Origin of the sequence: Burkholderia sp. FERM BP-3421, from assembly GCF_028657905.1 — a bacterium.
GTDB lineage: Bacteria > Pseudomonadota > Gammaproteobacteria > Burkholderiales > Burkholderiaceae > Burkholderia.
This window is the reverse complement of the sequence record NZ_CP117781.1, coordinates 763,523-789,115: the sequence shown is the minus strand read 5'-3', so window position 1 is coordinate 789,115 and position 25,593 is coordinate 763,523. Positions and strand designations below refer to the sequence as shown.

Here is a 25,593-nt window from a genome sequence, read left to right as displayed (position 1 = left end):
ACTTTTGCTTGATCCGATCCGAAGATCAGACTCGCATCCCATCAAGCGCCCACACTTATCGGCTGTTAATTTTTTAAAGAGCACATCTGCGAGGCGGGCCGGACTTCTTATCGACTTTCTCAGCAGCGCTGCGTTTTCAGCAGCAGAGAAGCGAGATTATGATCAATTCAGAGCAGCGCGTCAACAACTTTTTTCATCGCACTGATCGTCCTGCTATCGATCAACCATCTTTGCCCAACACGCTTGAAACCCGCGCCAGGCTTTGCTTCTCTTCCTTCGCGCTGCGTTTCCGTTAGCGCGAAAGAGGCGTGATTGTAGGCACGCTTTTCCCGCCACGCAAGCCCTTTCGTGAAAGATTTTTAAACGTCGCAAAACTGAAGCGCGCCCGCGCATCGCTCTATATAGAGGCCGCCCTGGCGACGCGCTCGACCGCCTTCATATAGTGGTCAAGATCCGGCGTCGGCAACCCCGCGGTCTTCGCCAGATCGTCCCAGCGCCGCAGGCGAATCGCGTCCCGCGCATACGGGCGGCGCAGGAATTCCTCCGCCGCCTCCCGATCGAAGATCCCGCCTTGCAGCTTCAGGCTGCGCACCGAGTCCGCCGACAGGCTGTCGTGGTACCCCCGCGTCGAGCGCGCACAGGCAGCGCTTCGCATCCACGTGCAGCCGGATCGGCTCCAGCACCGCGTCCGTGAACAGCGGACGCAGGAACGGCAGCACGTAATACTGGTGCAGATCGTCGATCCCGCGCTCGCTCGGCGTCTCGCCCTGCCGGCTCAGCAAATGCCCGAGATCGTGCAGCAGCGCCGCCGCGACCAGCGCGTCGTCCGCGCCGTCGCGCTCCGCCAGCAGCGCGCTCTGCAATGCATGTTCGCGCTGCGTCACCGGCTCGCCGCTATAGGCCGTCCCGCCATGGCGATCGAACAGCGCGCGGATATCATCGAGAGTCAGGGCCATCGCTCACACCCACGGCAACGAAAAGGTCTTGAGATTCGTGAAGCTCTTCATCGCCTCCTGAACCCCTTCCTTGTAGCCGAGCCCGGAATCCTTGATACCGCCGAACGGCGTCAGCTCGATCCGGTATCCCGGCACCTCCCACACATTCACGGTCCCGACGTTCAGCTCGTTGACGAAACGCACGACCGCATCGGTGCGATCGGTGCACACGCCCGACGACAACCCGAACGCCGTGCCGTTGCTGATCCGGATCGCATCGTCGATCGTGTCGAAGCCGATGATCGGCGACACCGGCCCGAAAGTCTCCTCGCGCACCAGCGTCATCGACGGATCCACCCGGTCGAGCACGGTCGGCGCATACAGCGCGCCATGCCGCGCATGGCCCGTCAGCAGCCGCGCACCGCACGCGATCGCCTCGTCGACGCGCGCCTCGAACAGGCGCGCCGCCGCTTCGTCGATCACCGTGCCCATCTGGTTCGCTTCATCGAACGGGTCGCCATACGACCAGCTTCGCGTCTTCTCGACCAGCAGCTCAGTGAAATCCGCCGCCACCTTGTTCTGCACCAGGATCCGCTTGACCGCCGTGCAGCGCTGCCCCGAGTTCCGATACGAGCCCTGCGCGGCCAGCGTCGCCGCGCGTTCGAGATCCGCGTCGTCGAGCACGATCAGCGGATCGTTACCGCCCAACTCCAGCACGATGCGGCGGTAGCCCGCCTTCGCCGCGATCGCCTTGCCGATCGACACGCCGCCCGTGAACGTGATCAGCGACGCGAGCGGATGCGTCAGCAGTTCGTCCGCGATCTCGCGCGGATCGCCGGTCAGCACCTGCAGCATCGGTTCAGGCAGCCCCGCCTCATACAGCAGGTCCGCCAGGTACAACGCCGACAACGGCACCTTCTCCGACGGCTTCACGATCACCCGGTTGTTCGTCGCGATCGCCGGCGCGATCTTGTGCGCGACCTGGTTCATCGGATGATTGAACGGCGTGATCGCCACGATCACGCCATCGAGCGGCTGGCGCTGCGAAAACACCCGGCGCGACTTGCCGTGCGGCGTCAGATCGCACGAGTAGCTCTGCGCGTCGTCGCGCAGCGCCTCGATCGAGGCGAACTTGAACACGTCCGCCACGCGGCCGATCTCGTAGCGCGAATCCTGCTTCGACAAGCCCGATTCGAGCGAAATCAGCGTCGATGCTTCCTCGGTGCGCTCGCGCAGCAGCATCGCCGCGTTCTCCAGGATCCGCGATCGGTCATAGCGCGACAGGCGCGGCTGGTATGCGGCGGCGTACTCGAACGCGCGCCGCACGTCGTCGACCGAGGCGAGCGGCACCGTGCCCACCCGCATGCCCGAATACGGATCGTGCACGTCGAGCGAGCGCGGCCGCGCGGCCGCCTCGCCGCACCAGCGCAGCGACTCGACGCGGAACGCCGGGTGATCGTTCAGCAGGATCGAATTCATTGCATCACCCGGTTGAGCGCGAAATCGAACACGTCGAAGTTGCGCAGCCGGCGACCGTCTTCCCGCGGCGCAACCCGTCGATTGAACAGCAGCGGCACTTCCTGTTCCGACACCCCGCCGTGCGAACGCAGCGGCACCGTCAAGCCCGACAGGTCATGTTCGCGCGCGCGCGTGCCGAGCGCGACATCGCGCCGGCTCACCACCACCACATCGCCGATCCGATCGGCCGGCAGTTCGAAGCGCGCCGCCGCCGCCGCGTTGTCGAGCACGGTCTCCACGCCGTCGACCTGCGCAAGCCGCGCGGTCACGTCGGAGGCCGCGACGCCTTCCGCCAGATAGATCGTCGCGAACGAGCCGAGCGCGCCGTGATGCACCACGTACGGATCGGTGATCGGCAGGATCACGCGGGCCCGGCCGCCGCCCAGCCAGGCATCGAGCGCATCCTGCAGATAGACGACGTTCGGCGCGCCGGTCAACGGATCGTGCTTCGCGTTCATCCCATGGTCGGCGGTCAGCCCGATCACCCAGCCCAGCGCGTCGAGCTGCGCGAGGTAGCGGTCCATCATCGCGTAGAACGCGTTCGCGCCGTCGCTGCCCGGCGCGCACTTGTGCTGCACGTAATCGGTCGTCGACAGGTACATCAGGTCCACCTGCCGCCGCTTCGCGAGCCGCACGCCGGCGGCGAACACGAATTCGGACAGCGCGGCGCTGTACACGTCGGGCACCGGCAGTCCAACGAGGTCGAGCACGTCGCTGATGCCGTTCTCGACGAGGTTCGCCTGCCCCGCCTTCTCGGCCGAGAAGCAGATGCCGCGCATCCGCCAGCCGAGCAGGCGGCGCAGCTTGTCCTTCGCGGTCACCACGGCCACCCGCGCGCCCGCCTGCGACGCCGCCGCGAGCAGCGTGTCCGCGCGCAGGTAGGCGGGATCGTTCATCATGACCTCGGCGCCCTCGCCCTGCTTCGCGTCCGGATCCCAGAAATAATTGCCGCAGATCCCGTGCACCGCCGGCGGCACGCCGCAGACGATCGACAGGTTGTTGGGGTTGGTGAACGACGGGATCACGCAGTCCGCCCGGAACGCCGCGCCGTTTTCGATCATCTTGCCGATGAACGGCGCGACGCCTGCCTCGACCGCATGCTCGAGGTACGCGTATTCGCAACCGTCGACGCACACGGCGACGGTCGGCACGGTCGGCATCCGGTAGCGGCGGCCATTGACTTCGATATGAGTTTCCATGATGTTCCGTATGGACGTGACAAGACATTGCGTGCGCAGCACGCGGAATGGGGTTTCGGACCGGCGCGCCGCCCAGGCGGCGCGCATGCTTCAGCGTCTGAGTCGGGGGGCGCGCGCGGCGATCAGCAGCAACGCGGCAAGCGAGGCGATCAGCATCAGCAGCGCGAGCGCCGATGCGGGCAGATAGTAGCCGCGCTCCACCTGGCCGATCACGACGATCGGCACCGTGGCGAAGCCGGGCGGATAGACGGTCAGGGTCGCGCCCAGCTCGCCGAGCGACAGCGCGAAGCCCAGCGCGAGGCTCGCGCGGATGGCCGGCACGACCTGCGGCAGCAGCACCCGGCGCAGCACCATCGACGGCGGCGCACCCAGGCTCGCCGCGGCTTCGCGCAGCACGGTCAGTTCGGGGCGCAGCGCGGCGGCCGCGCAGCGGTAGCAGAACGGCAGGATCAGCGCGAGCTGCACCAGCACGACGATCGCGGGCGAGCTGGACAGATCGAGCGGCTTCTGGTGATACGCGATCAGCACGGCCAGCCCGAGCACCACGCTCGGCACGCCGTTCGGCAGCATCGCCAGCGCATCGACCAGCGCGCCGAGTCCGCTGCGGCCGCGCCCTTCGAGCGCGAGCGCCAACCACAGGCCGAGCGCGGTGCCGAGCAGCGCGACGCCGAAACCGATTTCGAGGCTCATGGCGAGCGCATCGAATTCCGGCGCGCCGAGCCGCTCGAACCAGCGCAGGCTGTAGCTCGCCGGCAGGATCGTGCCCGACCACTGGGTCGCGACGCTCGACAGCGCCACCACGATCACGGGCATCACGAACAACCAGAAGCACGCGAACGCGGCCACCGCGAGCGCCGCCCGCGACGCATGCTTGAGCGCGGCGTCGCGCCAGGTCACGTCGCGGCGCGGCACGGCGCCGACGCGCAGCGGAAAATCAGCGGGCATCGCGGCCTCCTCCCAGCGCGCGGCGGTTCATCCGCCGGTACAACGCATACAGCGACAACGACATCGCGAGCATCACCACCGCCCCCGCCGACGCGGTCGGCAGGTCGAGGTCAACCGTCGCGCTGCTGTAGATCGCCACCGGCAGCGTCACGAGGCGCGCGCTGCCCAGCACCAGCAGGATGCCGAATTCGTTCAGCGTCAGCAGGAAGCACAGGATCGTGCCCGCCGCGATGCCCGGCCAGGCGATCGGCAGAATCACCCGCGTCGCAAGCATCCAGCCGTTCGCGCCGAGGCTGCGCGCCGCCTCGACGAGCCGCAGGTCGAGCGTCGCGAACGACGCGAGCGTCGGTCGCACCACGAACGGCGTATAGAACATCGTCTGCGCGAGAATCACGCCGCCGATCCCGAACAGGAAGTCGAGCGGCGGCGCCTCCAGCCCGAACAGCCGTTGCAGGCCGATGCTGACCGAGCCCTGCGAGCCGTACAGGAAGATCAGCGTGAACGCGACCAGGAACGACGGGAACGCCACGTACAGCTCCAGGAAGCGCGTCACGAGCGCCGCCCCCGGAAACGGCCGGAAGAACAGCAGCGACGCGAGCAGCACGCCGCACACCGATGCCGTGCCGGCGCTCACGAACAACACCCACAGCGTCGTGCCGAGCACGTTGCGCGTATCGGGATTGGCGAAGAACGTGCGGTACGCGTCGAGCGTGAAGCCGTGCTCGCCCGTCACGCTCAGCAGCACGAGGCGCGCGAGCGGATACAGCACGAGCGGGCCGAGCACGACGAGCGCGAGTCCGATCAGATGCAACTGGCCGAGCCGGCGCGCGCGCCGCGCGGCCGCCGCGTGCGCGTCGGCCGATGCGCTGCGCCGGGCGTCGGCGCCCAGTGGGGTGTCAGGGCTGGATAAGGACGACATCATCCGCCTCGCAATGCAGGGAAATTCGCGCGCCGCGCTCGGGCGTCGCGCCCCGTCCGCGTTGCATCGTGACCCGCACGGGCTCGTCGGGCGCCGCGTCGAGCGCGACCGACACCGACAGCTCCGAGCCGTGCCACTCGACCGATGCGATCGTGCCGTGCAGCTGCCCCTCGCCGAGCGGCCGGATCACGAAACGCTCGGGCCGCACGCACGCGACCCGTTCACGCTCGCCGTGGCGCGGATCCCCGAGCGGGAACACCACGGCGGGCGGCAGCAGGTTCGCCGCGCCGAGATAGCGCGCGACGAAACCGTCGCGCGGCGCATCGTACAACTGCTGCGGCGTGCCGATCTGCGCGATCCGGCCGTCCCGCATCAGCAGCGCGCGGTCGGACAGCACCAGCGCATCGTCGCGGTCGTGCGTCACGCACACGATGGTCAGGTTCGGCAGCCGCTCGTGCAGCGCTTTCAATTCGGTCCGGACGGAAGACCTCAAGTTCGCGTCGAGCGCCGACAGCGGCTCGTCGAGCAGCAGCACGTCGGGCTCGATCACGAGCGCCCGGGCGAGCGCGACCCGCTGCTGCATGCCGCCCGACAGCTGCGCGGGCATCACGTGCCCCGCGTCGCCGAGCTGCACGAGCTTCAGCGCGTCGGCCACGCGGCGCGTGATCTCCGCCGACGACATGCGGCGCGCCCGCAGCCCGAACGCGACGTTCTCGAACACCGACAGGTGCGGGAACAGCGCGTAGTTCTGGAACAGCAGGCCGAGATTGCGCTTGTGCGGCGGCGCGTGCGTGAGGTCGCGGCCCGCCACCGTCAGCGTGCCGGTCAGGCCGTCGGCCTTCACGAAGCCGGCGATGAAGCGCAGCATCGTGGTCTTGCCGCAGCCGCTCTTGCCGAGCACGGTCAACAACTCGCCCGCGCCGATCGACAGCGACAGGTCATCGAGCACCGTGCGCGCGCCGTAGCGCACGCTCAGATGCTCGATCAGCACGCCGCCCGGCGCGCCGGCGCGCGGCGTCGCGCGCGGCTCGGCGGCGCCGAACGCGCCGGGATGGGTCAAACTTGCGGTATCCACCGGATTCATCCTTCTGGAACGCCCGTCGGCTTACTTCGGCTTGACGACGTCGGTCTGCTTGCCCGAGCTGCCGACCACCTGCGACTTCCAGCGCTCGGTCCAACCCTGCTTCTTCGCCAGCACCGCGGTCCAGTCGACCGGAATCAGCTTCACGCCCGCGATCGCGCGCTTCACCGCCTCGCCGTTCTTGCCCGCGAGCGGCACGTCGCTGCGGCCCGGGATCCCGTACATGTCGGGCACCTTGGCCTGCACGTCGGTCGACATCAGGTAGTCGATCAGCTTCTTGCCCGCGTCCTGGTTCGGGCCGCTCTTGATCAGGCCGATCCCGTACGGCAGCTGGAACGTCGTCGGCTGGTCGCCGTCCTTCGCCGCGAGGAAGATCGGCTTGATCGACAGGCCGCCGTGCTCGGCGTCGTCGAGATCCATCTGCAGGTCGCCGTTCGCGACGCTGATCTCATTGCGCGACAACAGCACGTTCAGGTAGCCCGTGCCCTTGGTGTGGAACTTCACGCTGCGCTCCAGCTTCGCCAGGTAGTCGAACGCCTTGTCCTCGCCCATCAGCGTCGTCGTCAGGATGATCACCGCCATCCCGTCGCCCGCCGTCGCCGGGTTCGAGTACGCCACCTTGCCGCTGTAATCCGGGCTCAGCAGGTCGGCGAAGGTCTTCGGCTGGTTCTTCACGACGTCCGGGTTGATCGCGAACGAGAAGTAGTTGTTGACGAAGGTCGCCCAGGTGCCGTCCTCCGCCTTCGCGATCGCCGGCACGTTCTTGTAGTTCACGCTCTGGTAAGCCTGCAGCAAGCCGAGCTGGCCCGCCTGCTGGATGAACGGCGGCAGCGTGACGATCACGTCGGCCTTCGGCGAGTTCTTCTCGACGTTCGCGCGATTCACCACTTCACCGCTGCCCGCCGTCACGATGTTGACCTTCACGCCCTCTTTCTTCTCGAACGCGGGCAGCACGTCGCGATAGAGATTCTCCAGGCCGTCTGCCGTGTACAGCACGACCGCGCCGGCTGCGTGGGCCGGCGACGCAATACCTTGCAGCAAGCCTGCAGCGCATGCCGCGATCGCAAGCTTGCGGAACGCGCCGGCGTGGGCGCTCAAGGATTTCGGAAATGTCATCTCGCTTCTCCGTAGGGCGGATCAACCAACGGCCGGGCACCTGCCGGCTCCTGTTATGAGGGCGGGCCGCGACGCGGCCCGTCGGCGCCGCGCGTCCTCTTGGCTTCGCGGCATCCGAAGCATCACAGCGTTCGATGACATCTCCGTGACGACTGCCACAAAGTCCGCAAAATGACACATTTTGCCAATATCATCCTGATCAGCGATGCGTCGTCCGGCGCGTCGATCGACCTGTCTGGAGGCAATGTGATACTTGGAAGCGACCCGATCCTGCTGACCCCCGGCCCGCTCACGACGTCCCCCGCGACGCGGCAGGCGATGCTGCGCGACTGGGGCTCGTGGGATGCCGCGTTCAACCAGCTCACGCATAGCGTGTGCGCGGATCTCGTCACGATCGCGGGCGGCGGCGACGATTACGTGTGCGTGCCGCTGCAAGGCAGCGGCACGTTCGCGGTCGAGGCCGCGCTCGGCACGCTCGTGCCGCGCGACGGCGTCGTGCTGGTGCCGGACAACGGCGCGTACTGCGCGCGCATCCTGCGCATCCTGGAGCGGCTCGGCATCGAAGCCCTCGCGCTGCCGTGCGGCGAGGATCGCGCGCTCGACCCTCACGCGTTCGACGCGATGTTGCGCGACACGCCGCGCATCACCCACGTCGCGCTCGTGCACCTCGAAACCAGCGCCGGCATCCTGAACCCGCTCGACGCGATCGCGGCGCTCTGCAAGCGGCACGACAAGCGCCTGATCGTCGATGCGATGAGCTCGTTCGGCGCGCTGCCGATCACGCTCGCGGGCAGCGGCATCGACGCGCTGGTGTCGGCCAGCGGCAAGTGCCTGGAGGGGGTGCCGGGCATGGGCTTCGTGATCGTGCGGCGCGCGCTCCTCGACGCCTGCGCGGGCCGCTCGCCCTCGCTCGCGTTGGATCTGCACGACCAGTACGCGTACCTGAAGCGTACGACGCAATGGCGCTTCACGCCGCCGACCCACGTGCTCGCCGCGTTGCGCGCGGCGCTCGACCAGTTCCTCGCGGAAGGCGGCCAGCCGGCGCGCGGCGCGCGCTATGCGGCGAATTGCGCGGCGCTCGTCGACGGCATGCGCGCGCTCGGCTTCACGCCGTTCCTGGACCCGCGCGTGCAGGCGCCCGTGATCGTCACGTTCCATGCGCCGCGCGATCCGGCCTATGCGTTCGGCGCGTTCTACGAGGCGGTGCGCGCCAACGGCTACGTGCTGTATCCGGGCAAGCTGACCACCATCGAGACATTCCGGGTCGGCTGCATCGGCGCGATCGATTCGAACGAGATGCGCCAGGCCGTCGCCGCGATCGGCCACGCACTCGCGACGCTCGGCATCGCGACGCGCTGAGCGCGGCGGGACCCGCCCGGCTTCGCGATGCGCAAGCCGGGCGCGCCGCGCGCGTCACAGCACGATCCGCTCGATGTCGCCGACCACGAAGATGTAGGACAGCGCGCCGACCAGCGCGATCGCGCCGATGAACACGAGCGCGCCGACGAACGAGCCGGTCGCCGCGACGATGAAGCCGACCACGAGCGGCGTGACGATGCCGGCCAGGTTCGCCGCGAGGTTGAAGATCCCTCCCGTGACGCCGAGCAGCCCTTCCGGCGCGATGTCGGAGACCAGCGTCCAGCCCAGCGCCGCCATCCCCTGCGCGAAGAACGCGACCGACAGGATCGCGATCACCGCTTCGTTGCTGTCGACGTAGTTCGCGAGCACGATGGTCGACGCCAGCAGCAGGCCCGCGATGATCGGCAGCTTGCGCGCGACGTTGGCCGAGCGGCCGCGCCGCAGCAGCCAGTCGGAGAGGATCCCGCCGAACATCACGCCGACCGAGGCGGCGATGAACGGCAGCACAGCGAAGAAGCCGATCTTGAGCCAGGCCATGTGGCGTTCCGTGGCGAGATAGGTTGGGAACCACGTGAGGAAGAACACCAGGGTCGAGTTGCCCGCGAACTGGCCGATGCAGATGCCGGCGAGCTGGCGCTTGCGCAGCAAACGGCCGGCCGTGGCCCAGCTGAACCCGGCGCGCGGGCCCGTGCGCCGCGCGAGGCCGCCGCCCGCCTCGATGTAGGCCAGTTCGGCCGCGTTCGCGCGCGGATGGGCGTGCGGCTCGTGATAGAAGCGCCACCACACGAAGCCGAACAGGATGCCCGCGCCGCCGACCGCGAAGAACAGCGCGCGCCAGCCGAACGCGCCCATCAGCGCGAACAGCACCGGGCTCAGGAACGCCAGGCCCACGTACTCGCCCACCGTGTAGGTGCCCGTCGCCCGCGCGCGCTCCTGTTGCGGAAACCAGGTGGCGACCACCCGGCTGTTGGTCGGAAAGCACGGCGCCTCGGTCAGCCCCAGCCCGAGGCGCGCCGCGAACAGCGGCGCGACGCCGTGGACGAAGCCCTGCAGCAGCGTGCACAGCGACCAGAGCGTCATCGACCAGTAATAGGTGATCTTGCTGCCGTAGCGGTCGAGAAGCAGGCCGCCCGGCACCTGCGCGAGCACATAGGTCCACGAGAACGCCGAGAACATCACGCCCATCACCGCCGCGCTGATGCCCAGCTCGCGCGTCAGCCCGGGCGCGGCGACGCCGAGCACGGTGCGGTCGAGGTAATTGATCATCGTGCCGACCGCGAGCAACGCGAGGATCCGGTAGCGCGCCTTCGAGGCGCGCGCGGCAGCGGCGGACGGCGCGGCGGCCGCGGCGGCGGCGGGGGTGGGCGATGGCATCGTGTCTGTCTCCTGTTTGTGTTTGAGAGCAAGGCCGGACCAGCCGGCTTCAGCCTGCGACGAGCGCCTGGAAGTGCGCGAACATCCGCTCGGCGTCCGGCGCGCGGCCGGTGAAGATTTCGAACGCGTCGACGGCCTGATAGACCGCCATCCCTCCACCCGTCAGCGTCCGGCAGCCAAGCGCGCGCGCGGCGGCGATCAATTCGGTGACGAGCGGGAAATAGACGATGTCCGCGACCCACAGGCGCGGATGCAGCAGTCGCGCCGGCAGCGGCAGGCCCGGATGGCCGAGCATGCCGGTCGGGCTCGCGTGGATCAGGCCGCTCGCCTGGGCGAGCGCGGCGTCCAGCTCGCCGCCCGCGACGAGCCGCGCGGCGGGAAATCGCGCCTGCAGGTCGGCGGCCAGCGTCTGCGCGCGCGCCGGATCGACGTCGAACAGCGTGAGCGCGCGCGCGCCGAGCGTCAGCGCCGCATGCGCGACAGCCGCGCCCGCGCCGCCCGCGCCGAGCTGCACCACGCTGTCGAGCGATGCGCCCGGCAGCCCGCGCCGGAACGATTTCGCGAAGCCCGACCAGTCGGTGTTGTGACCGATCCGCCGGCCGCCGTCGAAGCGCACCGTGTTGACCGCGCCCAGCGCGCGCGCCTCGTCGGACAGGGTGTCGACGCAGGCGATCACGCGCTGCTTGCACGGGTGCGTGATGTTGAGTCCGTCGAATCCCATCCGCTCCGCCGCGACGAGCAATTCCGGCAGCGCGTCGGGCGCGAGCCCGAGCCCATCGAGATCGATGCGGCGATAGACGTAGTTGAAGCCCTGCCGGCGGCCTTCCTCCTCGTGCATCGCCGGCGACAGCGAGCCGCCGATGCCCGCGCCGACCAGCCCGATCAGGTACGAACCCGCGCTCATCGCGCACCGCCTTGCGACACCAGCGTCGCCATCCGGCGCAGCGCCAGCAGATAGCCGTCGGTGCCGCACCCGCAGATCACGCCGTCGGCCACCGCCGAGACGAACGAATGGTGACGGAACGCCTCGCGACGATGGATGTTCGAGATATGCACTTCGATCACCGGCAGGCCGAGCGCCGCGAGCGCATCGGCCAGCGCAACCGAGGTGTGGGTATAGGCGGCGGGATTGATCACGACGCCATGCACGCGCGTGCGCGCATCGTGCAGCCAGTCGATCAGCACGTGCTCGGCGTTCGACTGCCGCCATTCGAGCGCGAGGCCGAGCGCGTCCGCCTCGGCCGCGCAGCGGCGCTCGACGTCCGGCAGCGTCTCCACGCCGTAGATGTGAGGCTCGCGCGTCCCCAGCAGGTTCAGGTTCGGGCCGTTCAACACCAGCACCGTCGGCTTGTTCATGTCGGACACTCCGGAAATCGGGCGCGGATCGCCAGCCGATCGCACGCCTCGCAATGGGATTCGGCGCCAGTGTGCACCCGCCTCCCACGCGTTGTCTTTCCGGGTTTGCGATAATTTGTACGATCTAGTTAGTTTGTACAATGCATGTGTAATACCCCGATAAATATGGGATAACGCACCGACCCGATGTGTCCGAATGGTTCACTGCGGCTCGGCTCCGGCGCGCCATCCCCTTTCGACAGGCCTCCCCATGAAGCGCTCGATCGCCACCGTCTCGCTGTCCGGCACGCTCGTCGAGAAACTCAAGGCCATCCGCGCGGCCGGCTTCGACGGCGTCGAGATCTTCGAGAACGATCTCCTCTACTTCGACGGATCGCCCGCCGAGGTCCGGCGCATCGCCGCCGATCTCGGCCTCGAGATCGTGCTGTTCCAGCCGTTCCGCGATTTCGAGGGCGTGCCGCCCGCGCAGCTCGCACGCAATCTCGAACGCCTGAAGCGCAAGTTCGCGCTGATGCACGCGTTGGGGGCCGACCGGCTCCTCGTCTGCAGCAACGCGTCGCCCGACGCCCTCGCCGGCGACGCGTTGCTGGCCGACCAACTGGGCGCGCTCGCGGACGCCGCCGCGCAAGCAGGCGTCGTCGCCGCCTACGAGGCGCTCGCCTGGGGACGCGTGGTCAACACCTACGCGCACGCGTGGCGGCTCGTCGACGCCGTGAACCATCCGCATCTCGGGCTCGCGCTGGACAGCTTCCACACGCTCGCGATCGGCGACGCGCCCGACGGCATCGCGTCGATCCCCGGTTCGCGCATCGCCTTCGTGCAGCTTGCCGACGCCCCCCCGGCTCGCCATGGACGTGATCGAATGGAGCCGTCACTACCGCTCTTTCCCGGGCCAGGGCGATTTCGACCTCGCCGGCTTCGCCGCGCGCGTGATCGAGGCCGGCTATACCGGGCCGCTGTCGCTGGAAATCTTCAACGACGGCCTGCGCGCCGCGCCGACCGCATCGAGCGCGGCCGACGGCTATCGGTCCCTGCTGTACCTGGAGGAGCAGGCCCGCCTGCGCCTCGCCGCCGACGGCCACGCCCCCGCCGCCGCCCAGCCGCTGTTCGGGCCGCCCGCCGCGCCCGCCCACGTCGGCCTCCAGTTCATCGAATTCGCGGTGGACGCCGCGGCCGCCGCGAAAATCGGCGGCTGGCTCGAACGGCTGCGCTTCCGGCCCGCGGGCCGGCATCGCTCGAAGGACGTGCTGCTCTACCAGCACGGCGCCGCGTCGATCGTGCTGAACGCCGAGCGCGACACGTTCGCCGAGGCGTTCTTCCAGAAACACGGCCTGTCGCTCTGCGCATCCGCGTTTCGCGTCGACGATGCCGCCGTCGCGTTCGAACGCGCGGCCGGCTACGGCCACGCCCCCGTTCGACGGGCGGATCGGCCCCGACGAGCGGGTGCTGCCCGGCGTGCGGGCGCCCGACGGCAGCCTTCACTATTTCGTCGACGAAGCGCCCGGCGCGCCAACCCTGTATGAATCCGATTTCGTGCTGACCGACATCGACGGCCCGGCCGAGGTCGGCCCCCTCGCCGCGATCGACCATGTGTGCCTCTCGTTGCCCGCCGACGCGCTCGACACCTGGGTGCTCTACTTCCGGGCCGCGTTCGGCTTCGACGCGGAGCGCGACTGGCTGGTACCTGACCCTTATGGACTGATGCGCAGCCGAGCGGTGCGCAGCGCCGACGGCTCGGTGCGGATGGTGTTCAACGCCTCGGTCGATCGCCACACAGCGGTCGCGCATGCGCTGGACCGCTACCACGGGCCGGGCCTCAACCACGTCGCGTTCCGCACCGACGACATCGTGCGCGCGGTCGCGGCCTTCATGGCGGACGGCGTGCCGTTCCTGCGCATCCCGTCGAACTACTACGACGACCTCGCCGCGCGCTACGCGCTGTGCGACGCGCGTCTCGACACGCTGCGCCGCCATCACCTGCTGTACGACCGCGACGACGCCGGCGGCGAGTTCCTGCATGCGTATACGGAGCGGATCGACGAGCGCTTTTCGTTCGAACTGGTCGAGCGGCGCGGCGGCTACGACGGCTACGGCGCGGCCAACGCGGCGGTGCGGCTCGCCGCGCAGGCGCAGCGGCGCGCGCCCGCGGATTGAGCGCTGGCGGCGTGGATCCGGTTCCGGCCGGGCCGGCCGCCGTTACATTCTGTCATCGATCAAGCGGGCGCCGGACGGTCGCGAGCGGCGGTTTTAAGAATCGTTTAAGCTTTGGCCGGCACCATCCGCAACCATATCCAGACAGGAGGTAAGCCATGAGCGCCGTTGAAACACCCGCGGACCGCCAGGCCGTCCCCCAGGCCAGGAAGACGATGCTGCGCCGCCTGCTCAGCCATCACGAAATCGCAACGCTGCTGGTCCTGCTGCACGCCCCGATCAGCGCCAGCGCGAAACCCGAGCTGCCCGCACTGCAGGAAGCCGGCCTCATCGAGATGGTGAATGCCGGCGCCGACGCCGACGCCGTACCCAGCTTCCGCCTGACCGCCGACGGCAGCGCCGTCCTGAAGGGGCTCGGCTACCGCTGAGCGGCGACGCCCGCATCCCACCCGATCCGGCCGGCCTTGCGCCGGCCGTTTGCATGGCGCCGCGCGGCTACGCGCCACGCTCCCCCTGCAACATCAGCCGATACTCGGTCGGCGTCACCCCCACCGTCGCCTTGAACTGCCGCGTAAACGCGCTATGGTCCGTGTAGCCGCACAGCGCCGCCACGTCCGTCACCTTGTCGTGGCTGACGAGCAGCGCGGTCGCCGCGTCGAGGCGCGTCTTGAGCAGCACCTGGCGCGGCGTCAGGTGGAACACCTTGTGGAAATAGCGCTCGAGCTGCGCGACCGACATCCCCGCCATGCCCGCCAGATACTTGAGGTTGAGCGGCTGCACGTAATGCTCCTGGATGTACTGCACCACGTCGGCGAGCCGGCTGTACGCCGGATGCGACCCTTCATGCGCCTTCAGGTCGCGCGAAATGCCCACGAGCCCCACCACCCGCCCCCGCGCGTCGCGCAGCGGCTCCTTGCAGGTCAGGCACCAGCCGGGCTGGCGGCCCGGGTAAAGATGCAGTTCGAGCTGGTCGGTCAACTGCTGGCCCGCGCCGATGATCGCGATGTCCTGCTCGACGTAGCTGCGGCCGAAACGCCGCGGAAACACCTCGTCGGCGGCCTTGCCATACAGCGCGCGCTTGTCCTTGTAGCCGCAGCGCAGCGCCAGCGTGCGGTTGACGAGCGCGTAGCGCGCGTTCACGTCCTTCACGAAGAACGCGACGTCGGGCAGCGCGTCGAACACCGGTTCGAGCAGCGAGAAATGCGCGAGCATCGCCGCGAAGCCCCCGTCGTCCGGCATGGGGCGCGCTGAGTCAGGCAAGGTCGCAGGCGGTACGGCAAGCAAGGTCATCATCCCGGGTCTCGCGCATCGGTAGGCATCGTGTCGATTATAGAAGCGCCTCGTCGGCCGCCGCGCACAGCGTGGCGATCGGCATCGGCGCGAACGGCGGACGCGGCGTCGCCTCGTCCCAATCGAAATAGGTGCGCAGCGCCGCGCCGCATATCCGCCCCTGGCACGCCCCCATCCCGCAGCGGGTCTGCAGCTTCGCCTCGCGCGCGCTCGCATGGACGCGCACCGCGCCCACCGTGACATCCTCGCAGCGGCACAGCACGGTATCGTCGGCCGGCAGCGCGCGCGCCGCGTCGCTCAGTTCGAACGCGCGCGCGACGCGCGCCGCGAAGCCGCGCCAGGCGTCGCGGCTGCGCCGCAGCCGCGCGAGGGGCGGCGCGGCCCAGTCGCTCGCGGTCGCGCCGGCGGCCGCCCAGCCGGCCAGTTCGCCCTCGACGCGCGCCAACTCCATGCCGCCCACGCCCGTGCACTCGCCCGCCGCGTAGATGGCGTCGACCGAGGTGCGCTGCTCCGCGTCGACGGCGATCGCATCGTCGTCGAGCGCGCAGCCCAGTGCGCGTGCGAGCCCGGTGTTGGGCGCGAGGCCATAGCCGCAGGCAACCCGGTCGCACGGAATCACGCGCGTGCCGCGCGGCGTCTCGACCACCACCGCCTGCACGCGCCCGTCGCCGCGTATCTCGCGCACGACGCTGCCCGTCAGGTAGGTCGTGCCGGCGAAGCCGCGCGTCAGGCGCGCCGCCTGCGCGAGCTTCGACGGCGTCGCCGCGAGCGACAGCCCGAAACGGACCAGCGCGCCGAGCGACGCCTGCTCGACCACCGCGACCACCTGCGCGCCGGCCGCCTGCGCGGTCGCGAGCGACGCCACCAGCAACGGCCCGCTGCCCGCGATCACGATGCGCTCGCCGCGCACCGGCATGCCGCCCTTGATCAGGGCCTGCAGCCCGCCCGCGCCCGTCGCGCCGGGCAGCGTCCAGCCCGGGCACGGCAGCAGGCGCTCGCGCGCGCCGGTCGCGAGTATCAGGCGCGCGTAGCCAAGCCTGACCCCGCCCGCGTCGTCGGCGTCGACGAGCAGCGCACGGCCCGGCAGCACCGCCGCGACGCGCGCGCGCCGCCACCACGTGACCGACGGCTGCGCCGCGAGCGCGCGCAGCGCCGCGCTCAGCGGCGCGGCCGCGCCGAACACCGGGCCCTGCCGCCAGATCTGGCCGCCCGGCAGCGGATTGTCGTCGAGCACCGCCACGCGCGCGCCCCGCTGCGCGGCCGCATGCGCGGCGGCCAGCCCGGCCGGCCCCGCGCCCACGATCGCGACGTCGTAATGTGGATTCATCCCGCTTGCCCATTGAAAGTCGTGTCGACCGCCATGCCGTCGCGGCAGAGCGTCTGGCAGGCCAGCACATGCGCGCGGCCGTCGATCGTCACGCGGCATTCCTGGCACACGCCCATCCCGCACACCATCGTGCGCGGCGCGCCGCTCACCGACGCGCGCGTGCCGCGCACGCCGCCCGCCAGCACCAGCGCCGCCGCCACCGTGCTGCCCGCCGCGACCGTCAAGGGCCGGCCGTCGATCGTCAAGATCAGGTTCGCGTCACGCATGGCAGGCTCCGGCCAACAGGCGCGCCGGCAGGTAGGGCGCGCCCGGAATCGCGGCCGTCTCGCCGCAGAGCTGCGCGGCCAGCAGCTTCGCGGTCGCGAGCGAGGTGGTCACGCCGAGCCCCTCGTGCCCGGTCGCGAGCCAGACGCCGGGCTGCGCGTCCCCCGCCGGGCCGATCAGCGGCAGCCCGTCGGGCGTGGTCGCGCGAAATCCCGTCCAGGCGCGCAGCGCGTGCAGCGCCGGCAGGCCCGGCAAGTAGCGCGCCGCGCGCGCGAGCATGCGCGCGAGCACCGGCAGCTCGACCGCCGGATCGGTCGTGTCGAACTGCCGCGACGAGCCGATCAGCAACTGGCCGGTCGGGCGCGGCTGCGCGTTGAACGCGACCGAGGTGCCGGTCGCGTGATGCGCGCTCTTGATATAGCCCAGTTCCAGCAACTGGTGCGACAGCGTGCCCGGATAGCGATCGGTGACCAACAGGTGGCCCTTCTTCGGCACGAGCGGCAGCCAGGGCGCGAAACGCCGCGCGTCGATGCCGTTCGCGAGCACGACCTGCGCGGCGCCGAGCCGCGCGCCGCCCGCGAGCCGCACCGCGCCGCGCTCGACCTCGATCACCTCGGCATGCAGGTGCAATGCGATGCGCGCCGCGCCCGGCGAACACGTCAGCAGCCACTCGGCCGCCGCCGGTGCATAGACGATGCTGTCGCGCTCGACCAGCAGCCCGCCCGCGAGCCCGGGCGCCAGCGCGGGCTCGCGCGCGCGCAGCTCGTGCGCATCGATCAGCGCCGCCGCGACGCGCCCGGCCGCCAGGCCCGCCTGCATCGCGCGCGCCGCCGCCAGCTCCTCGTCGTCGGCGGCCACCCACAGCGTGCCGCAGCGGACGAACGCATCGCGCTCGCGCAGCTGCGGCGCGAGCGCATGCCACAGCTCGAGCGAATAACGCGACAGCGCGAACTCGGCCGGCGTATCGTTCATCACGACGAGATGCCCCATGCCGGCCGCCGTGACACCGCCGCCGATCCCGCCCGAGTCCACCACCGCGACCCGCAGCCCGCGCGCGGCCAACTCCGCCGCGCACGCCGCGCCGACGATCCCCGCGCCGACGACGATGACGTCCGCGCGCGCCATCAGCCCAGCCGGATGCCGCGCGCGAACGGATCGTCCGCCTCGAAGCACAGCCGCCCTTCCGCCATGATGTGCGCGCGTCCGGTGAGCGTCGGCACGATCGCCGGCTCGCCTTCGATGCGCTCGGGATGCGGCGCGTAGCGCGCCTCGAACACGCTGCCGATGATGCTTTCCTGCCGCCATACGCCGCCCGCCGCGAGCTTGCCGTCGGCGGCCAGGCACGCGGCCTTCGCGCTCGTGCCGGTGCCGCACGGCGAGCGGTCGTACGCGCGGCCCGGACACAGCACGAAGTTGCGGCTGTCGAGCCCCGCGCGCGAGGGCGGACCGAACAGCTCGATGTGATCGATCAGCGCGCCGCGCGCGCCGGTGATGCCCTGCGCGACGAGCGCGTCGCGGATCGCCGAGGTGAACGCCGTCAACTCGGCGAGATGGGCGGGATCGAGCGCGCGGCCGTGCTCGGCGACCAGGAAAAACCAGTTGCCGCCCCAGGCGATGTCGCCGACGAGCGGGCCATGCGCCGGCACGTCGACCGTCACCGCCCGACGGTAGCGATACGCGGGCACGTTGCGCACCGCGATCGAGCCGTCGGCGTTCAACGTCGCCTCGACGACGCCCACCGGCGTCTCGATCCGGTGCGCGCCCGGCCCGATGCGCCCCAGGTGCGCGAGCGAGCGGACGAGGCCGATCGTGCCGTGGCCGCACATGCCGAGATAGCCGACGTTGTTGAAGAAAATGACGCCCGCGGCACAGCCGGGATCGACCGGCTCGCACAGCAGGGCGCCGACCACCACGTCGGAGCCGCGCGGCTCCGTGACGATCGCCGCGCGCCAGTCGTCATGCTCCGCGCGAAAGCGTTCGAGCCGCTCGGCCAGCGCGCCGCCGCCGAGATCCGGCCCCCCCGACACGACGAGGCGGGTAGGTTCACCGCCCGTGTGCGAATCGATGTACTCGAGTGTTTTCATGCCGCCATCGTAAAAATGGCGCCCCCTCGCGTCTTGGCGGCATTACGCGCGGCGCATGACGATTTCGGCATATATCAGGGTAACCGCCGATATGCCGAAATCGTCGCGCGCCACGTGCGGATCGCGCAAGACGGCCGGATTTTCGCTACCTAGACTGCGTTCCGGAATGCGCCTGCAGGGTGCCGCCACCCGTCCGACGGGCCGCACGGCAGCCCTCGCCAAGGCGTCGCGGATGCGCCGATTGCGGCACAGCGCGACGCCGGGCGCGCCTCCGGATTCATCGCCAACCGGCCGGCGGCCCACCACCGGCCCATCACGCAAAGGGGAAGTGAAAGTGAAGCTGAAGGTATCGCACTTCGCGCTGGCCGCGACCGCCGCGCTCGCCGCGTTCTCCGCCGTCCAGGCGAACGCCGCCGACGTGGTCAAGATCGGCTTCGCCGCGCCGCTCACCGGACCGCAGGCCAATTACGGCGCGGACATGCAGAAAGGCGTGCAGCTCGCGATCGCCGACTTCAATGCGACGCATCCGGTGATCGGCGGCCACCCCGTCACCGTCGTGCTCGATTCGCAGGACGACCAGGCCGATCCCCGCACCGGCACGACGGTCGCGCAGCGCCTGATCGACGACGACGTGCGCGGCGTGATCGGCCATTTCAACTCGGGCACGAGCATCCCGGCCTCCGACCTCTACGACCGCGCGGGGCTGCCGCAGATCTCGATGGCGACCTCGCCGCAGTACACCGCGCGCGGCTACAAGACCACCTTCCGCCTGCTCACGAGCGACGCGCAGGCGGGCCGCATCGTCGGCACCTATGCGGTCAAGACGCTGCACTACACGCGCGTGGCGATCATCGACGACCGCACCGCGTACGGCCAGGGCATCGCCGACGAATTCGCGAGCGCGGTGCAGGCGGCGGGTGGCGCGATCGTCAAGCGCGACTTCACGAACGACAAGGCGCTCGACTTCGCGGCGATCCTGACCAACCTGAAGGGCCTCAATCCCGATGCGATCTTCTACGGCGGCGGCGACGCGCAATCGTCGCCGATGATCCGCAAGATGCGCCAGCTCGGCATCAAGGCCGCGTTCGTGACAGGCGAGATGTCGCGTTCGCCGACCTTCCTCAAGGTCGGCGGCGACGCGGCGGAAGGCGCGATCGTCTACATGGGCGGCCTGCCCAAGGAGAAGATGCCGGGCTTCGCGGGTTATGCGGCGCGCTACAAGGCGCGCTTCAACGAGGACGTGATCACCTATTCGCCCTATGCGTACGACGGCACGATCGCGCTCCTGACCGCCATGAAGAACGCCAATTCGACCGATCCGAAGGTGTATGGGCCGTACGTGGCCAAGGTGGCGATCAAGGGTGTGTCCGCCGACCGGATCGCGTACGACGCGCACGGCGACCTGCGCGACGCGCCCGTGACGATCTACCGGGTCGAGCGCGGCGCGTTCAAGCCGATCGACACGCTCGCCGGCCACTGAGCCGCCGCGCCGCAACCGGGTTCCGGCGCGCGCGAACAGGGCCGCGCGCGTCCTCGATATCCGGGGAAACACGTGCCGGAGCGCGCCCCACGCTCCTGTAGAATCGTCCGGCCCGCGTCAAGCTCCGCCTCGCCGTCCGGCCGCGCGCCGTCTCGCGGCCCGCGCGGTTCGTGCGCCGTGCTTCACCCGGCGCCGGCGCTGCCGTTGCGACGACCTGCCGCCGCCCATGCGGCGTCCGACAATAAATAACACGCGAACCCTGATCGCCCTGACATGCACGCATCCGAATTGAGCGGCGCCGCACGCGCCGCAGAACGACCGCTCACCCGCCAGGACTACAAGACCCTCGGCCTCGCCGCGCTGGGCGGCGCGCTGGAGTTCTACGACTTCATCATCTTCGTGTTCTTCGCGCCCGCGATCGGCCAGCTGTTCTTCCCGCACGACATTCCCGACTGGCTGCGCCAGTTGCAGACCTTCGGCATCTTCGCGGCCGGCTATCTCGCGCGCCCGCTCGGCGGCATCATCATGGCCCACTTCGGCGACCTGGTCGGGCGCAAGCGCATGTTCACGCTCAGCGTGCTGCTGATGTCGGTGCCGACGCTGCTGATGGGCCTGCTGCCGACCTACGACAGCATCGGCATCCTCGCGCCGGTGTTGCTGCTGCTGTTCCGCGTGCTGCAGGGCGCCGCGGTCGGCGGCGAAGTGCCGGGCGCCTGGGTGTTCGTGTCCGAGCACGTGCCGTCGCGCCGCATCGGCTACGCGTGCGGCACGCTGACCGCCGGCCTCACGGCCGGCATCCTGCTCGGCTCGCTGGTCGCGACCGCGATCAACAGCCGCTACGCGCCCGCCGAGGTCGCCGCGTTCGCGTGGCGCATCCCGTTCCTGCTGGGCGGCCTGTTCGGCCTGTTCTCCGTGTACCTGCGGCGCTGGCTGCACGAGACACCGGTGTTCGCCGAGATGAAGGCGAAGAAGACGCTCGCCGCCGAGATCCCGATGAAGGCGGTGCTGCGCGATCACGGGCGCGCGGTGCTGGTGTCGATGCTGCTCACCTGGATGCTGTCGGCCGCGATCGTGGTCGTGATCCTGATGACGCCCAGCCTGTTGCAGAAGCAGTTCCACCTCGCGGCCGCCGAGGCGCTGTTCGCGAACAGCATCGCGACGCTGTGCCTGACGGCCGGCTGCATCACGGCCGGCTCGCTCGCCGACCGGATCGGCGCGCGGCCCGTGCTGCTGATCGGCGGCCTCCTGCTCGCCGGCTGCTATTACACGCTGTTCTCGCAGCTCGCGATCGATACGTCGAAACTCGTGCCGCTGTATGCGCTCGCGGGGTTCCTCGTCGGCACGATCGGCGTGGTGCCGTTCGTGATGGTGAAGAGCTTTCCGCCCATCGTGCGCTTCTCGGGCATCTCGTTCTCGTACAACGTGGCGTATGCGGTGTTCGGCGGGCTCACGCCGGTGATCGTGTCGCTGATGATGAAATCGAATCCGCTCGCGCCGGCCGTGTATGTCGCGGTGATCTGCGTGCTGGGCGGGATCGCGAGCCTGTTCGCGCGGGACGCGCGCTGAGTGGGGCGGCCGGCCGCGCGCCGGCCGTGTCCATGGGAACCGGGGGCGCCGTCGCGCACGGCGCGGCCCGATTCCCGGCCCGGGGATTCAAGCCCGGCATGCATCGCGTGTACGGGAGGCACACCCGCCGCCACGCGCGCAGCACACAGTTCATTCCGGTGAGTCTTGCGCGAACGGCTCGGTCGGGGCTCCCATCGTCCCGATCCCGCTCGGCATCCTGACCGACTCGGCACACGACGGGATTCTCGACGCGACGGGTGCTGCGGCGACCGTAATACGTCATGCACAAGGCCGCCGGCACCTCGTCCCGTGCCGCGCCCCGCTCGATCTGATCGCCCGACGCCGCGCCCCCTGCCGGAATACCCCCCCGCCGCTCACGAACGTGCGGCGCGGCGTTGCGCAAACACGGCGCGCACGTCTTCAACCGTCCGCGCCCGGGACGAATCGCATCGAGCGCCGCCGCGGCAGGCGTCACGCTATCGCGCAGCCACGACGTGATTGCACGATCGCGCGCATCGAGCATGCGGAGCGCATCGCGAATCACCTCCAACTCCATCGCGTGCGCGCCGCCCGCATCCCGCCTTCCCTTGATTCCCATCGCGCGCGCTTCAAAACAATTCAATCCAAAACCGAATATCTTCAATTCATGATTGACGAATAGACAACTGAAGAAATCTTCAGAAATTCATTTCAAAGCACACTTCAAAACCATCAAATACATTACATAGACTATTTCATTTCACTTACGTCAAAACACCCCGCTTCCTCCCTCCGTAAGCCCCGTCATTACGTTCAGTAATCTATACGAGAATCATTCTCATTTGTATTGACTTCACGATTCCGCCTGCATACGATGCGCCCGCAACACGTCGAAACGCGTGTCGCGCCGGGGTTCCATCGTGTATGCCGGTTAATGCGAATGCATTAACCCGCGTTGAGAATAAAAAGGGAGTTGCATGAAATTCGCGTCGTCATTTGGACGCCAGGTCCGCCAACGTCCGCGCATGACGGCCCGCCAGGCGGCACTCGCCTGCGCGTGGCTGCTCAGCACTGCCGCCCACGCCGAGGTGTCGCCCGATGCGCTCCCCGAAGCGCCGGAAGCCGACCTCGCGATCCAGGCGAAGCCGGCGAGCCAATGGACCGGCGTATGGTCGCGCCAGAACCTGCTCGGCGACATGGGCGGGGTCCGGCCGTGGCTCGCCCACTACGGCGCCACGCTCGCCGTCACCGAGGTCAGCGAGTATCTCGCGAACCTGCGCGGCGGCCTCAATCGCGGCGGCACCTATGACGGCCTGACCACCGCCACCCTGAGCGTCGACACGCAAAAGGCATTCGGCCTGCCCGGCGGCACCTTCAACGCCAGCGCGCTGAACATCCACGGCCGCAACCTGAGCCAGTACAACCTCGGCACGCTGAACACCGCGAGCGGCATCGAGGCGCAGGACACCACCCGCCTGTGGGATCTGTGGTATCAGCAGTCGTTCTTCAACAAGCGCCTCGACGTCAAGATCGGTCAGCAGAGCCTCGACCAGGAATTCATCGTCAGCCAGTACGCGGCGACCTTCGTCAACACGATGTTCGGCTGGCCGTCGCTGCCCTCGTACGACCTGCCCAACGGCGGCCCCGCGTATCCGCTCGCCGGCCTCGGCGTGCGCGTGCGCGGCCAGATCACGCCGTCCATCACCGGCCTCGCCGGCGTGTTCGACGGCGATCCGCTCGGCAACAACCCGAACAACCTGAGCGGCACCAACTTCAACCTGCACAACGGCACGCTGTTCATCGGCGAGTTGCAGTACGCGCTCAACCAGCCGTCCGAAGGCCAGATGGACCTGGGCCCGTCGACGGGCCTGCCCGGCACCTACAAGGTCGGCGTCTGGTATCACAACGGCCGCTTCAACGATCCGCAGATCGACACCAGCGGCCAGTCGCTCGCGAGTTCGTCGTCGACGGGCGTCAACCAGCAGCATCACGGCGACTACAGCCTCTACGCGGTTGCCGACCAGATGCTCTGGCGTCCGGACCCGACCGGCGCGAAAAGCCTCGGCGTGTTCGCGCGCGTGATGGGCGCGCCGGGCGACCGCAACCTCGTCAGCCTCGCGGCCAATGTCGGCGTCGTGCTGAAGGGGCCGTTCGAAGGCCGCGACAACGACAGCGTCGGGCTCGCCGTCACGTACCTGAAGGTCGGCAATCACGTGACCGCCATCGACCAGGACTACGCGGCGCTCGGCCCGTACGGCGTGCGCACCAGCGAAACCACGATCGAGGCGACCTATCAGTACCAGGTCAACCAGTGGTGGCAGCTGCAGGCCGACGCGCAGTACACCTTCAATGCGGGCGCCGGCCAGAATCCGGTCGACCAGACGCAGCCGCTGCGCAATACGTTCGTGATCGGCATGCGCACGACGATCACGTTCTGATCGGCGCGGCCCAGTTTGTTCCGCGCGCCGCCCGCCCACGGCGGCGCGCCAGTCAGGAGATACATCGATGGTCCCGTTTTCGTTCCACCCGTCGCCGCGCCGCACGCTGCGCGTGCTCGCCGCCGGCTTCGCGCTCGCGGCCGCCGGCCTCGCGCACGCCGAGCCCCAGGGCTTCCTTGAAACGCTGCATCGTCACACCACGCTGGTCAACACCGTGCCCGACAACGGCGACCAGAATCCCTACGCGCTCGCGATCTCGCCCGTCACGTCGGGCGCGCTCCAGCAGGGCGACGTGCTGGTCGACAACTTCAACAACTCGGCCAACCTGCAAGGCACCGGCAGCACGATCGTCACGTACCGGCCGTCGACCAGGCAGTTGAGCGTGTTCGCGACCGTGCCGCGCGACCTGAAGGGCTGCCCCGGCGGCGTCGGCCTCGCCACCGCGATGACCGTGCTGAAGTCCGGCTGGGTGATCGTCGGCAGCACGCCGAGCAACGACGGCATGACCAACACCAAGGGCGCGGGCTGCATGATCGTGCTCGACAACCAGGGCAAGGTCGCGTCGACCTTCGTGAGCCCGAACATCAACGACCCGTGGGGCAACATGGCGGTGGTCGACCAGGGCAACCGCGCGACGCTGTTCGTCAGCAACGCGGGCTTCGGGGTCGGCGGCGCGGACGGCAACCCGCCCGTGTTCAAGCAGGCCACGGTGCTGCGCATGGAACTCGACATCCCGGACGGCAAGCCGCCCGTCGTGCGCCAGGAAACGGTGGTCGCGAGCGGCCTCGGCGCGCAGGCGGACAAGGGCGTGTTCCTGGTCGGCCCGACCGGCCTCGCGCTGTCCGGCGACCAGAAGAAGCTCTATGTGTCGGATGCGATCGGCAACCGCATCGTCGAGATCGACGATCCGCTCACGCGCGACACGAGCGCGGGCGTCGGCCGGCAAGTGACCGCCGACGGCTTCCTGCGCCGCCCGCTCGCGCTGACCACCGCGCCGAACGGCCACCTGCTCGTGACCAACGCGCTGAACGGCCAGGTGGTCGAGGTCGATCCGGTCGCCGGCAAGCAGCTGTACGCGCGCTGGATCGATACCGACAAGGCGCAGTCGCCCCCGGGCAACGGCGACCTGTTCGGCATCCTCATGACTCCGGAAGGCGACGGCTTCTACTACGTGGAAGACGACGTCAACACCCTGGTGCTCGCCAAGTAGGT

The 25,593-nt window shown here is 69.4% G+C and carries 20 protein-coding genes and 2 pseudogenes; 7 read left to right on the top strand and 15 right to left on the bottom strand.

What is annotated here, in order from left to right:
• Positions 1–397: 397 nt before the first annotated feature.
• From Bsp3421_RS06620 to phnS, 7 genes and pseudogenes are all read right to left on the bottom strand, one after another.
• Positions 398–956 (bottom strand): annotated as a pseudogene (locus Bsp3421_RS06620) (phosphonate degradation HD-domain oxygenase).
• A gap of 3 nt (positions 957–959) precedes the next feature.
• Positions 960–2,414, bottom strand: a complete 1,455-nt coding sequence (gene phnY, locus Bsp3421_RS06615) for a phosphonoacetaldehyde dehydrogenase (protein WP_273997547.1) — start codon at positions 2,412–2,414, stop codon at positions 960–962.
• A complete protein-coding gene (gene phnA, locus Bsp3421_RS06610) occupies positions 2,411–3,652 on the bottom strand; it encodes a phosphonoacetate hydrolase (protein WP_273997545.1) in 1,242 nt (413 codons plus the stop codon). The genes phnY and phnA overlap by 4 nt, the downstream gene beginning before the upstream one ends.
• A gap of 90 nt (positions 3,653–3,742) precedes the next feature.
• Positions 3,743–4,597 carry a 2-aminoethylphosphonate ABC transport system, membrane component PhnV gene (gene phnV / locus Bsp3421_RS06605; RefSeq protein ID WP_273997544.1) on the bottom strand — a complete coding sequence of 285 codons (855 nt, stop codon included), beginning with the start codon at positions 4,595–4,597 and terminating at the stop codon, positions 3,743–3,745.
• The gene (phnU, locus tag Bsp3421_RS06600; RefSeq protein ID WP_273997543.1) at positions 4,587–5,516 is read right to left on the bottom strand and encodes a 2-aminoethylphosphonate ABC transporter permease subunit; all 930 of its coding nucleotides are present in this window, start codon (positions 5,514–5,516) and stop codon (positions 4,587–4,589) included. Before phnU ends, phnV begins: the two co-directional genes overlap by 11 nt.
• Positions 5,494–6,600 (bottom strand): 2-aminoethylphosphonate ABC transport system ATP-binding subunit PhnT, encoded by a 1,107-nt coding sequence (gene phnT, locus Bsp3421_RS06595; protein ID WP_273997541.1) that lies wholly within the window; start codon positions 6,598–6,600, stop codon positions 5,494–5,496. The genes phnU and phnT overlap by 23 nt, the downstream gene beginning before the upstream one ends.
• Before the next feature lie 21 nt (positions 6,601–6,621).
• Positions 6,622–7,713, bottom strand: a complete 1,092-nt coding sequence (gene phnS / locus Bsp3421_RS06590) for a 2-aminoethylphosphonate ABC transporter substrate-binding protein (protein WP_273997540.1) — start codon at positions 7,711–7,713, stop codon at positions 6,622–6,624.
• Positions 7,714–7,884: 171 nt separating this feature from the next.
• Here phnS and Bsp3421_RS06585 point away from each other — a divergent pair, with 171 nt between their 5' ends.
• On the top strand, positions 7,885–9,072 hold the full coding sequence (locus Bsp3421_RS06585; RefSeq protein ID WP_443111477.1) for a 2-aminoethylphosphonate--pyruvate transaminase: 1,188 nt from the start codon (positions 7,885–7,887) through the stop codon (positions 9,070–9,072).
• A gap of 54 nt (positions 9,073–9,126) precedes the next feature.
• On the opposite strand, the gene Bsp3421_RS06580 is transcribed toward Bsp3421_RS06585, so the two are convergent.
• The 3 genes from Bsp3421_RS06580 to aroQ are packed head-to-tail and all read right to left on the bottom strand — an operon-like array spanning position 9,127 to position 11,802.
• The gene (locus Bsp3421_RS06580; protein WP_273997539.1) at positions 9,127–10,446 is read right to left on the bottom strand and encodes an MFS transporter; all 1,320 of its coding nucleotides are present in this window, start codon (positions 10,444–10,446) and stop codon (positions 9,127–9,129) included.
• A gap of 49 nt (positions 10,447–10,495) precedes the next feature.
• A complete protein-coding gene (locus tag Bsp3421_RS06575) occupies positions 10,496–11,350 on the bottom strand; it encodes a shikimate dehydrogenase (RefSeq protein WP_273997538.1) in 855 nt (284 codons plus the stop codon).
• The gene (gene aroQ, locus Bsp3421_RS06570; protein ID WP_273997536.1) at positions 11,347–11,802 is read right to left on the bottom strand and encodes a type II 3-dehydroquinate dehydratase; all 456 of its coding nucleotides are present in this window, start codon (positions 11,800–11,802) and stop codon (positions 11,347–11,349) included. Before aroQ ends, Bsp3421_RS06575 begins: the two co-directional genes overlap by 4 nt.
• A gap of 250 nt (positions 11,803–12,052) precedes the next feature.
• Between aroQ and Bsp3421_RS06565 the strand changes: the two are divergent.
• Both Bsp3421_RS06565 and Bsp3421_RS06560 read left to right on the top strand, forming a co-directional pair.
• Positions 12,053–13,956 (top strand): annotated as a pseudogene (locus Bsp3421_RS06565) (bifunctional sugar phosphate isomerase/epimerase/4-hydroxyphenylpyruvate dioxygenase family protein).
• A 155-nt stretch (positions 13,957–14,111) separates the two neighbouring features.
• Positions 14,112–14,381, top strand: coding sequence for a hypothetical protein (locus Bsp3421_RS06560; protein ID WP_273997535.1), 270 nt, complete (start codon positions 14,112–14,114; stop codon positions 14,379–14,381).
• Positions 14,382–14,448: 67 nt separating this feature from the next.
• Here the strand turns inward: Bsp3421_RS06560 and Bsp3421_RS06555 are convergent, their stop codons facing one another.
• From Bsp3421_RS06555 to Bsp3421_RS06535, 5 genes are read right to left on the bottom strand one after another with little or no spacing between them, the layout of a single operon-like run.
• Positions 14,449–15,246 (bottom strand): AraC family transcriptional regulator, encoded by a 798-nt coding sequence (locus Bsp3421_RS06555; RefSeq protein ID WP_273997534.1) that lies wholly within the window; start codon positions 15,244–15,246, stop codon positions 14,449–14,451.
• 34 nt (positions 15,247–15,280) lie between these two features.
• Complete coding sequence (locus tag Bsp3421_RS06550) at positions 15,281–16,570, bottom strand: FAD-dependent oxidoreductase (RefSeq protein WP_273997533.1); 1,290 nt, start codon at positions 16,568–16,570, stop codon at positions 15,281–15,283.
• Complete coding sequence (locus Bsp3421_RS06545) at positions 16,567–16,836, bottom strand: (2Fe-2S)-binding protein (RefSeq protein WP_273997532.1); 270 nt, start codon at positions 16,834–16,836, stop codon at positions 16,567–16,569. Before Bsp3421_RS06545 ends, Bsp3421_RS06550 begins: the two co-directional genes overlap by 4 nt.
• Positions 16,829–17,959, bottom strand: a complete 1,131-nt coding sequence (locus Bsp3421_RS06540) for an NAD(P)/FAD-dependent oxidoreductase (protein ID WP_273997530.1) — start codon at positions 17,957–17,959, stop codon at positions 16,829–16,831. Before Bsp3421_RS06540 ends, Bsp3421_RS06545 begins: the two co-directional genes overlap by 8 nt.
• The gene (locus tag Bsp3421_RS06535) at positions 17,959–18,918 is read right to left on the bottom strand and encodes a 4-hydroxyproline epimerase (protein WP_273997529.1); all 960 of its coding nucleotides are present in this window, start codon (positions 18,916–18,918) and stop codon (positions 17,959–17,961) included. The genes Bsp3421_RS06540 and Bsp3421_RS06535 overlap by 1 nt, the downstream gene beginning before the upstream one ends.
• A 334-nt stretch (positions 18,919–19,252) precedes the next feature.
• On the opposite strand from Bsp3421_RS06535, the gene Bsp3421_RS06530 reads away from it, so the two are divergent.
• From Bsp3421_RS06530 to Bsp3421_RS06515, 4 genes are all read left to right on the top strand, one after another.
• On the top strand, positions 19,253–20,398 hold the full coding sequence (locus tag Bsp3421_RS06530; RefSeq protein ID WP_273997528.1) for a branched-chain amino acid ABC transporter substrate-binding protein: 1,146 nt from the start codon (positions 19,253–19,255) through the stop codon (positions 20,396–20,398).
• Positions 20,399–20,671: 273 nt separating this feature from the next.
• Positions 20,672–21,964 carry an MFS transporter gene (locus Bsp3421_RS06525; RefSeq protein ID WP_273997527.1) on the top strand — a complete coding sequence of 431 codons (1,293 nt, stop codon included), beginning with the start codon at positions 20,672–20,674 and terminating at the stop codon, positions 21,962–21,964.
• 956 nt (positions 21,965–22,920) lie between these two features.
• Complete coding sequence (locus Bsp3421_RS06520) at positions 22,921–24,381, top strand: carbohydrate porin (protein ID WP_273997526.1); 1,461 nt, start codon at positions 22,921–22,923, stop codon at positions 24,379–24,381.
• Between the two features lie 67 nt (positions 24,382–24,448).
• Positions 24,449–25,591, top strand: coding sequence for a hypothetical protein (locus Bsp3421_RS06515; RefSeq protein ID WP_273997525.1), 1,143 nt, complete (start codon positions 24,449–24,451; stop codon positions 25,589–25,591).
• Positions 25,592–25,593: the final 2 nt, after the last annotated feature.

Bases quoted from the DNA above. Each gene is read 5' to 3' on its own strand.
- phnU (WP_273997543.1), bottom strand. From the start codon at position 5,516: ATGTCGTCCTTATCCAGCCCTGACACCCCACTGGGCGCCGACGCCCGG.
- phnA (WP_273997545.1), bottom strand. From the start codon at position 3,652: ATGGAAACTCATATCGAAGTCAATGGCCGCCGCTACCGGATGCCGACC.
- Bsp3421_RS06515 (WP_273997525.1), top strand. From the start codon at position 24,449: ATGGTCCCGTTTTCGTTCCACCCGTCGCCGCGCCGCACGCTGCGCGTG.
- Bsp3421_RS06575 (WP_273997538.1), bottom strand. From the start codon at position 11,350: ATGAGCGCGGGTTCGTACCTGATCGGGCTGGTCGGCGCGGGCATCGGC.
- phnV (WP_273997544.1), bottom strand. From the start codon at position 4,597: ATGCCCGCTGATTTTCCGCTGCGCGTCGGCGCCGTGCCGCGCCGCGAC.
- phnS (WP_273997540.1), bottom strand. From the start codon at position 7,713: ATGACATTTCCGAAATCCTTGAGCGCCCACGCCGGCGCGTTCCGCAAG.
- Bsp3421_RS06580 (WP_273997539.1), bottom strand. From the start codon at position 10,446: ATGCCATCGCCCACCCCCGCCGCCGCCGCGGCCGCCGCGCCGTCCGCC.
- Bsp3421_RS06550 (WP_273997533.1), bottom strand. From the start codon at position 16,570: ATGAATCCACATTACGACGTCGCGATCGTGGGCGCGGGGCCGGCCGGG.
- Bsp3421_RS06520 (WP_273997526.1), top strand. From the start codon at position 22,921: ATGAAATTCGCGTCGTCATTTGGACGCCAGGTCCGCCAACGTCCGCGC.
- Bsp3421_RS06560 (WP_273997535.1), top strand. From the start codon at position 14,112: ATGAGCGCCGTTGAAACACCCGCGGACCGCCAGGCCGTCCCCCAGGCC.
- Bsp3421_RS06525 (WP_273997527.1), top strand. From the start codon at position 20,672: ATGCACGCATCCGAATTGAGCGGCGCCGCACGCGCCGCAGAACGACCG.
- Bsp3421_RS06535 (WP_273997529.1), bottom strand. From the start codon at position 18,918: ATGAAAACACTCGAGTACATCGATTCGCACACGGGCGGTGAACCTACC.
- Bsp3421_RS06545 (WP_273997532.1), bottom strand. From the start codon at position 16,836: ATGCGTGACGCGAACCTGATCTTGACGATCGACGGCCGGCCCTTGACG.
- Bsp3421_RS06555 (WP_273997534.1), bottom strand. From the start codon at position 15,246: ATGATGACCTTGCTTGCCGTACCGCCTGCGACCTTGCCTGACTCAGCG.
- aroQ (WP_273997536.1), bottom strand. From the start codon at position 11,802: ATGAACAAGCCGACGGTGCTGGTGTTGAACGGCCCGAACCTGAACCTG.
- Bsp3421_RS06585 (WP_443111477.1), top strand. From the start codon at position 7,885: ATGACACATTTTGCCAATATCATCCTGATCAGCGATGCGTCGTCCGGC.
- phnT (WP_273997541.1), bottom strand. From the start codon at position 6,600: ATGAATCCGGTGGATACCGCAAGTTTGACCCATCCCGGCGCGTTCGGC.
- phnY (WP_273997547.1), bottom strand. From the start codon at position 2,414: ATGAATTCGATCCTGCTGAACGATCACCCGGCGTTCCGCGTCGAGTCG.
- Bsp3421_RS06540 (WP_273997530.1), bottom strand. From the start codon at position 17,959: ATGGCGCGCGCGGACGTCATCGTCGTCGGCGCGGGGATCGTCGGCGCG.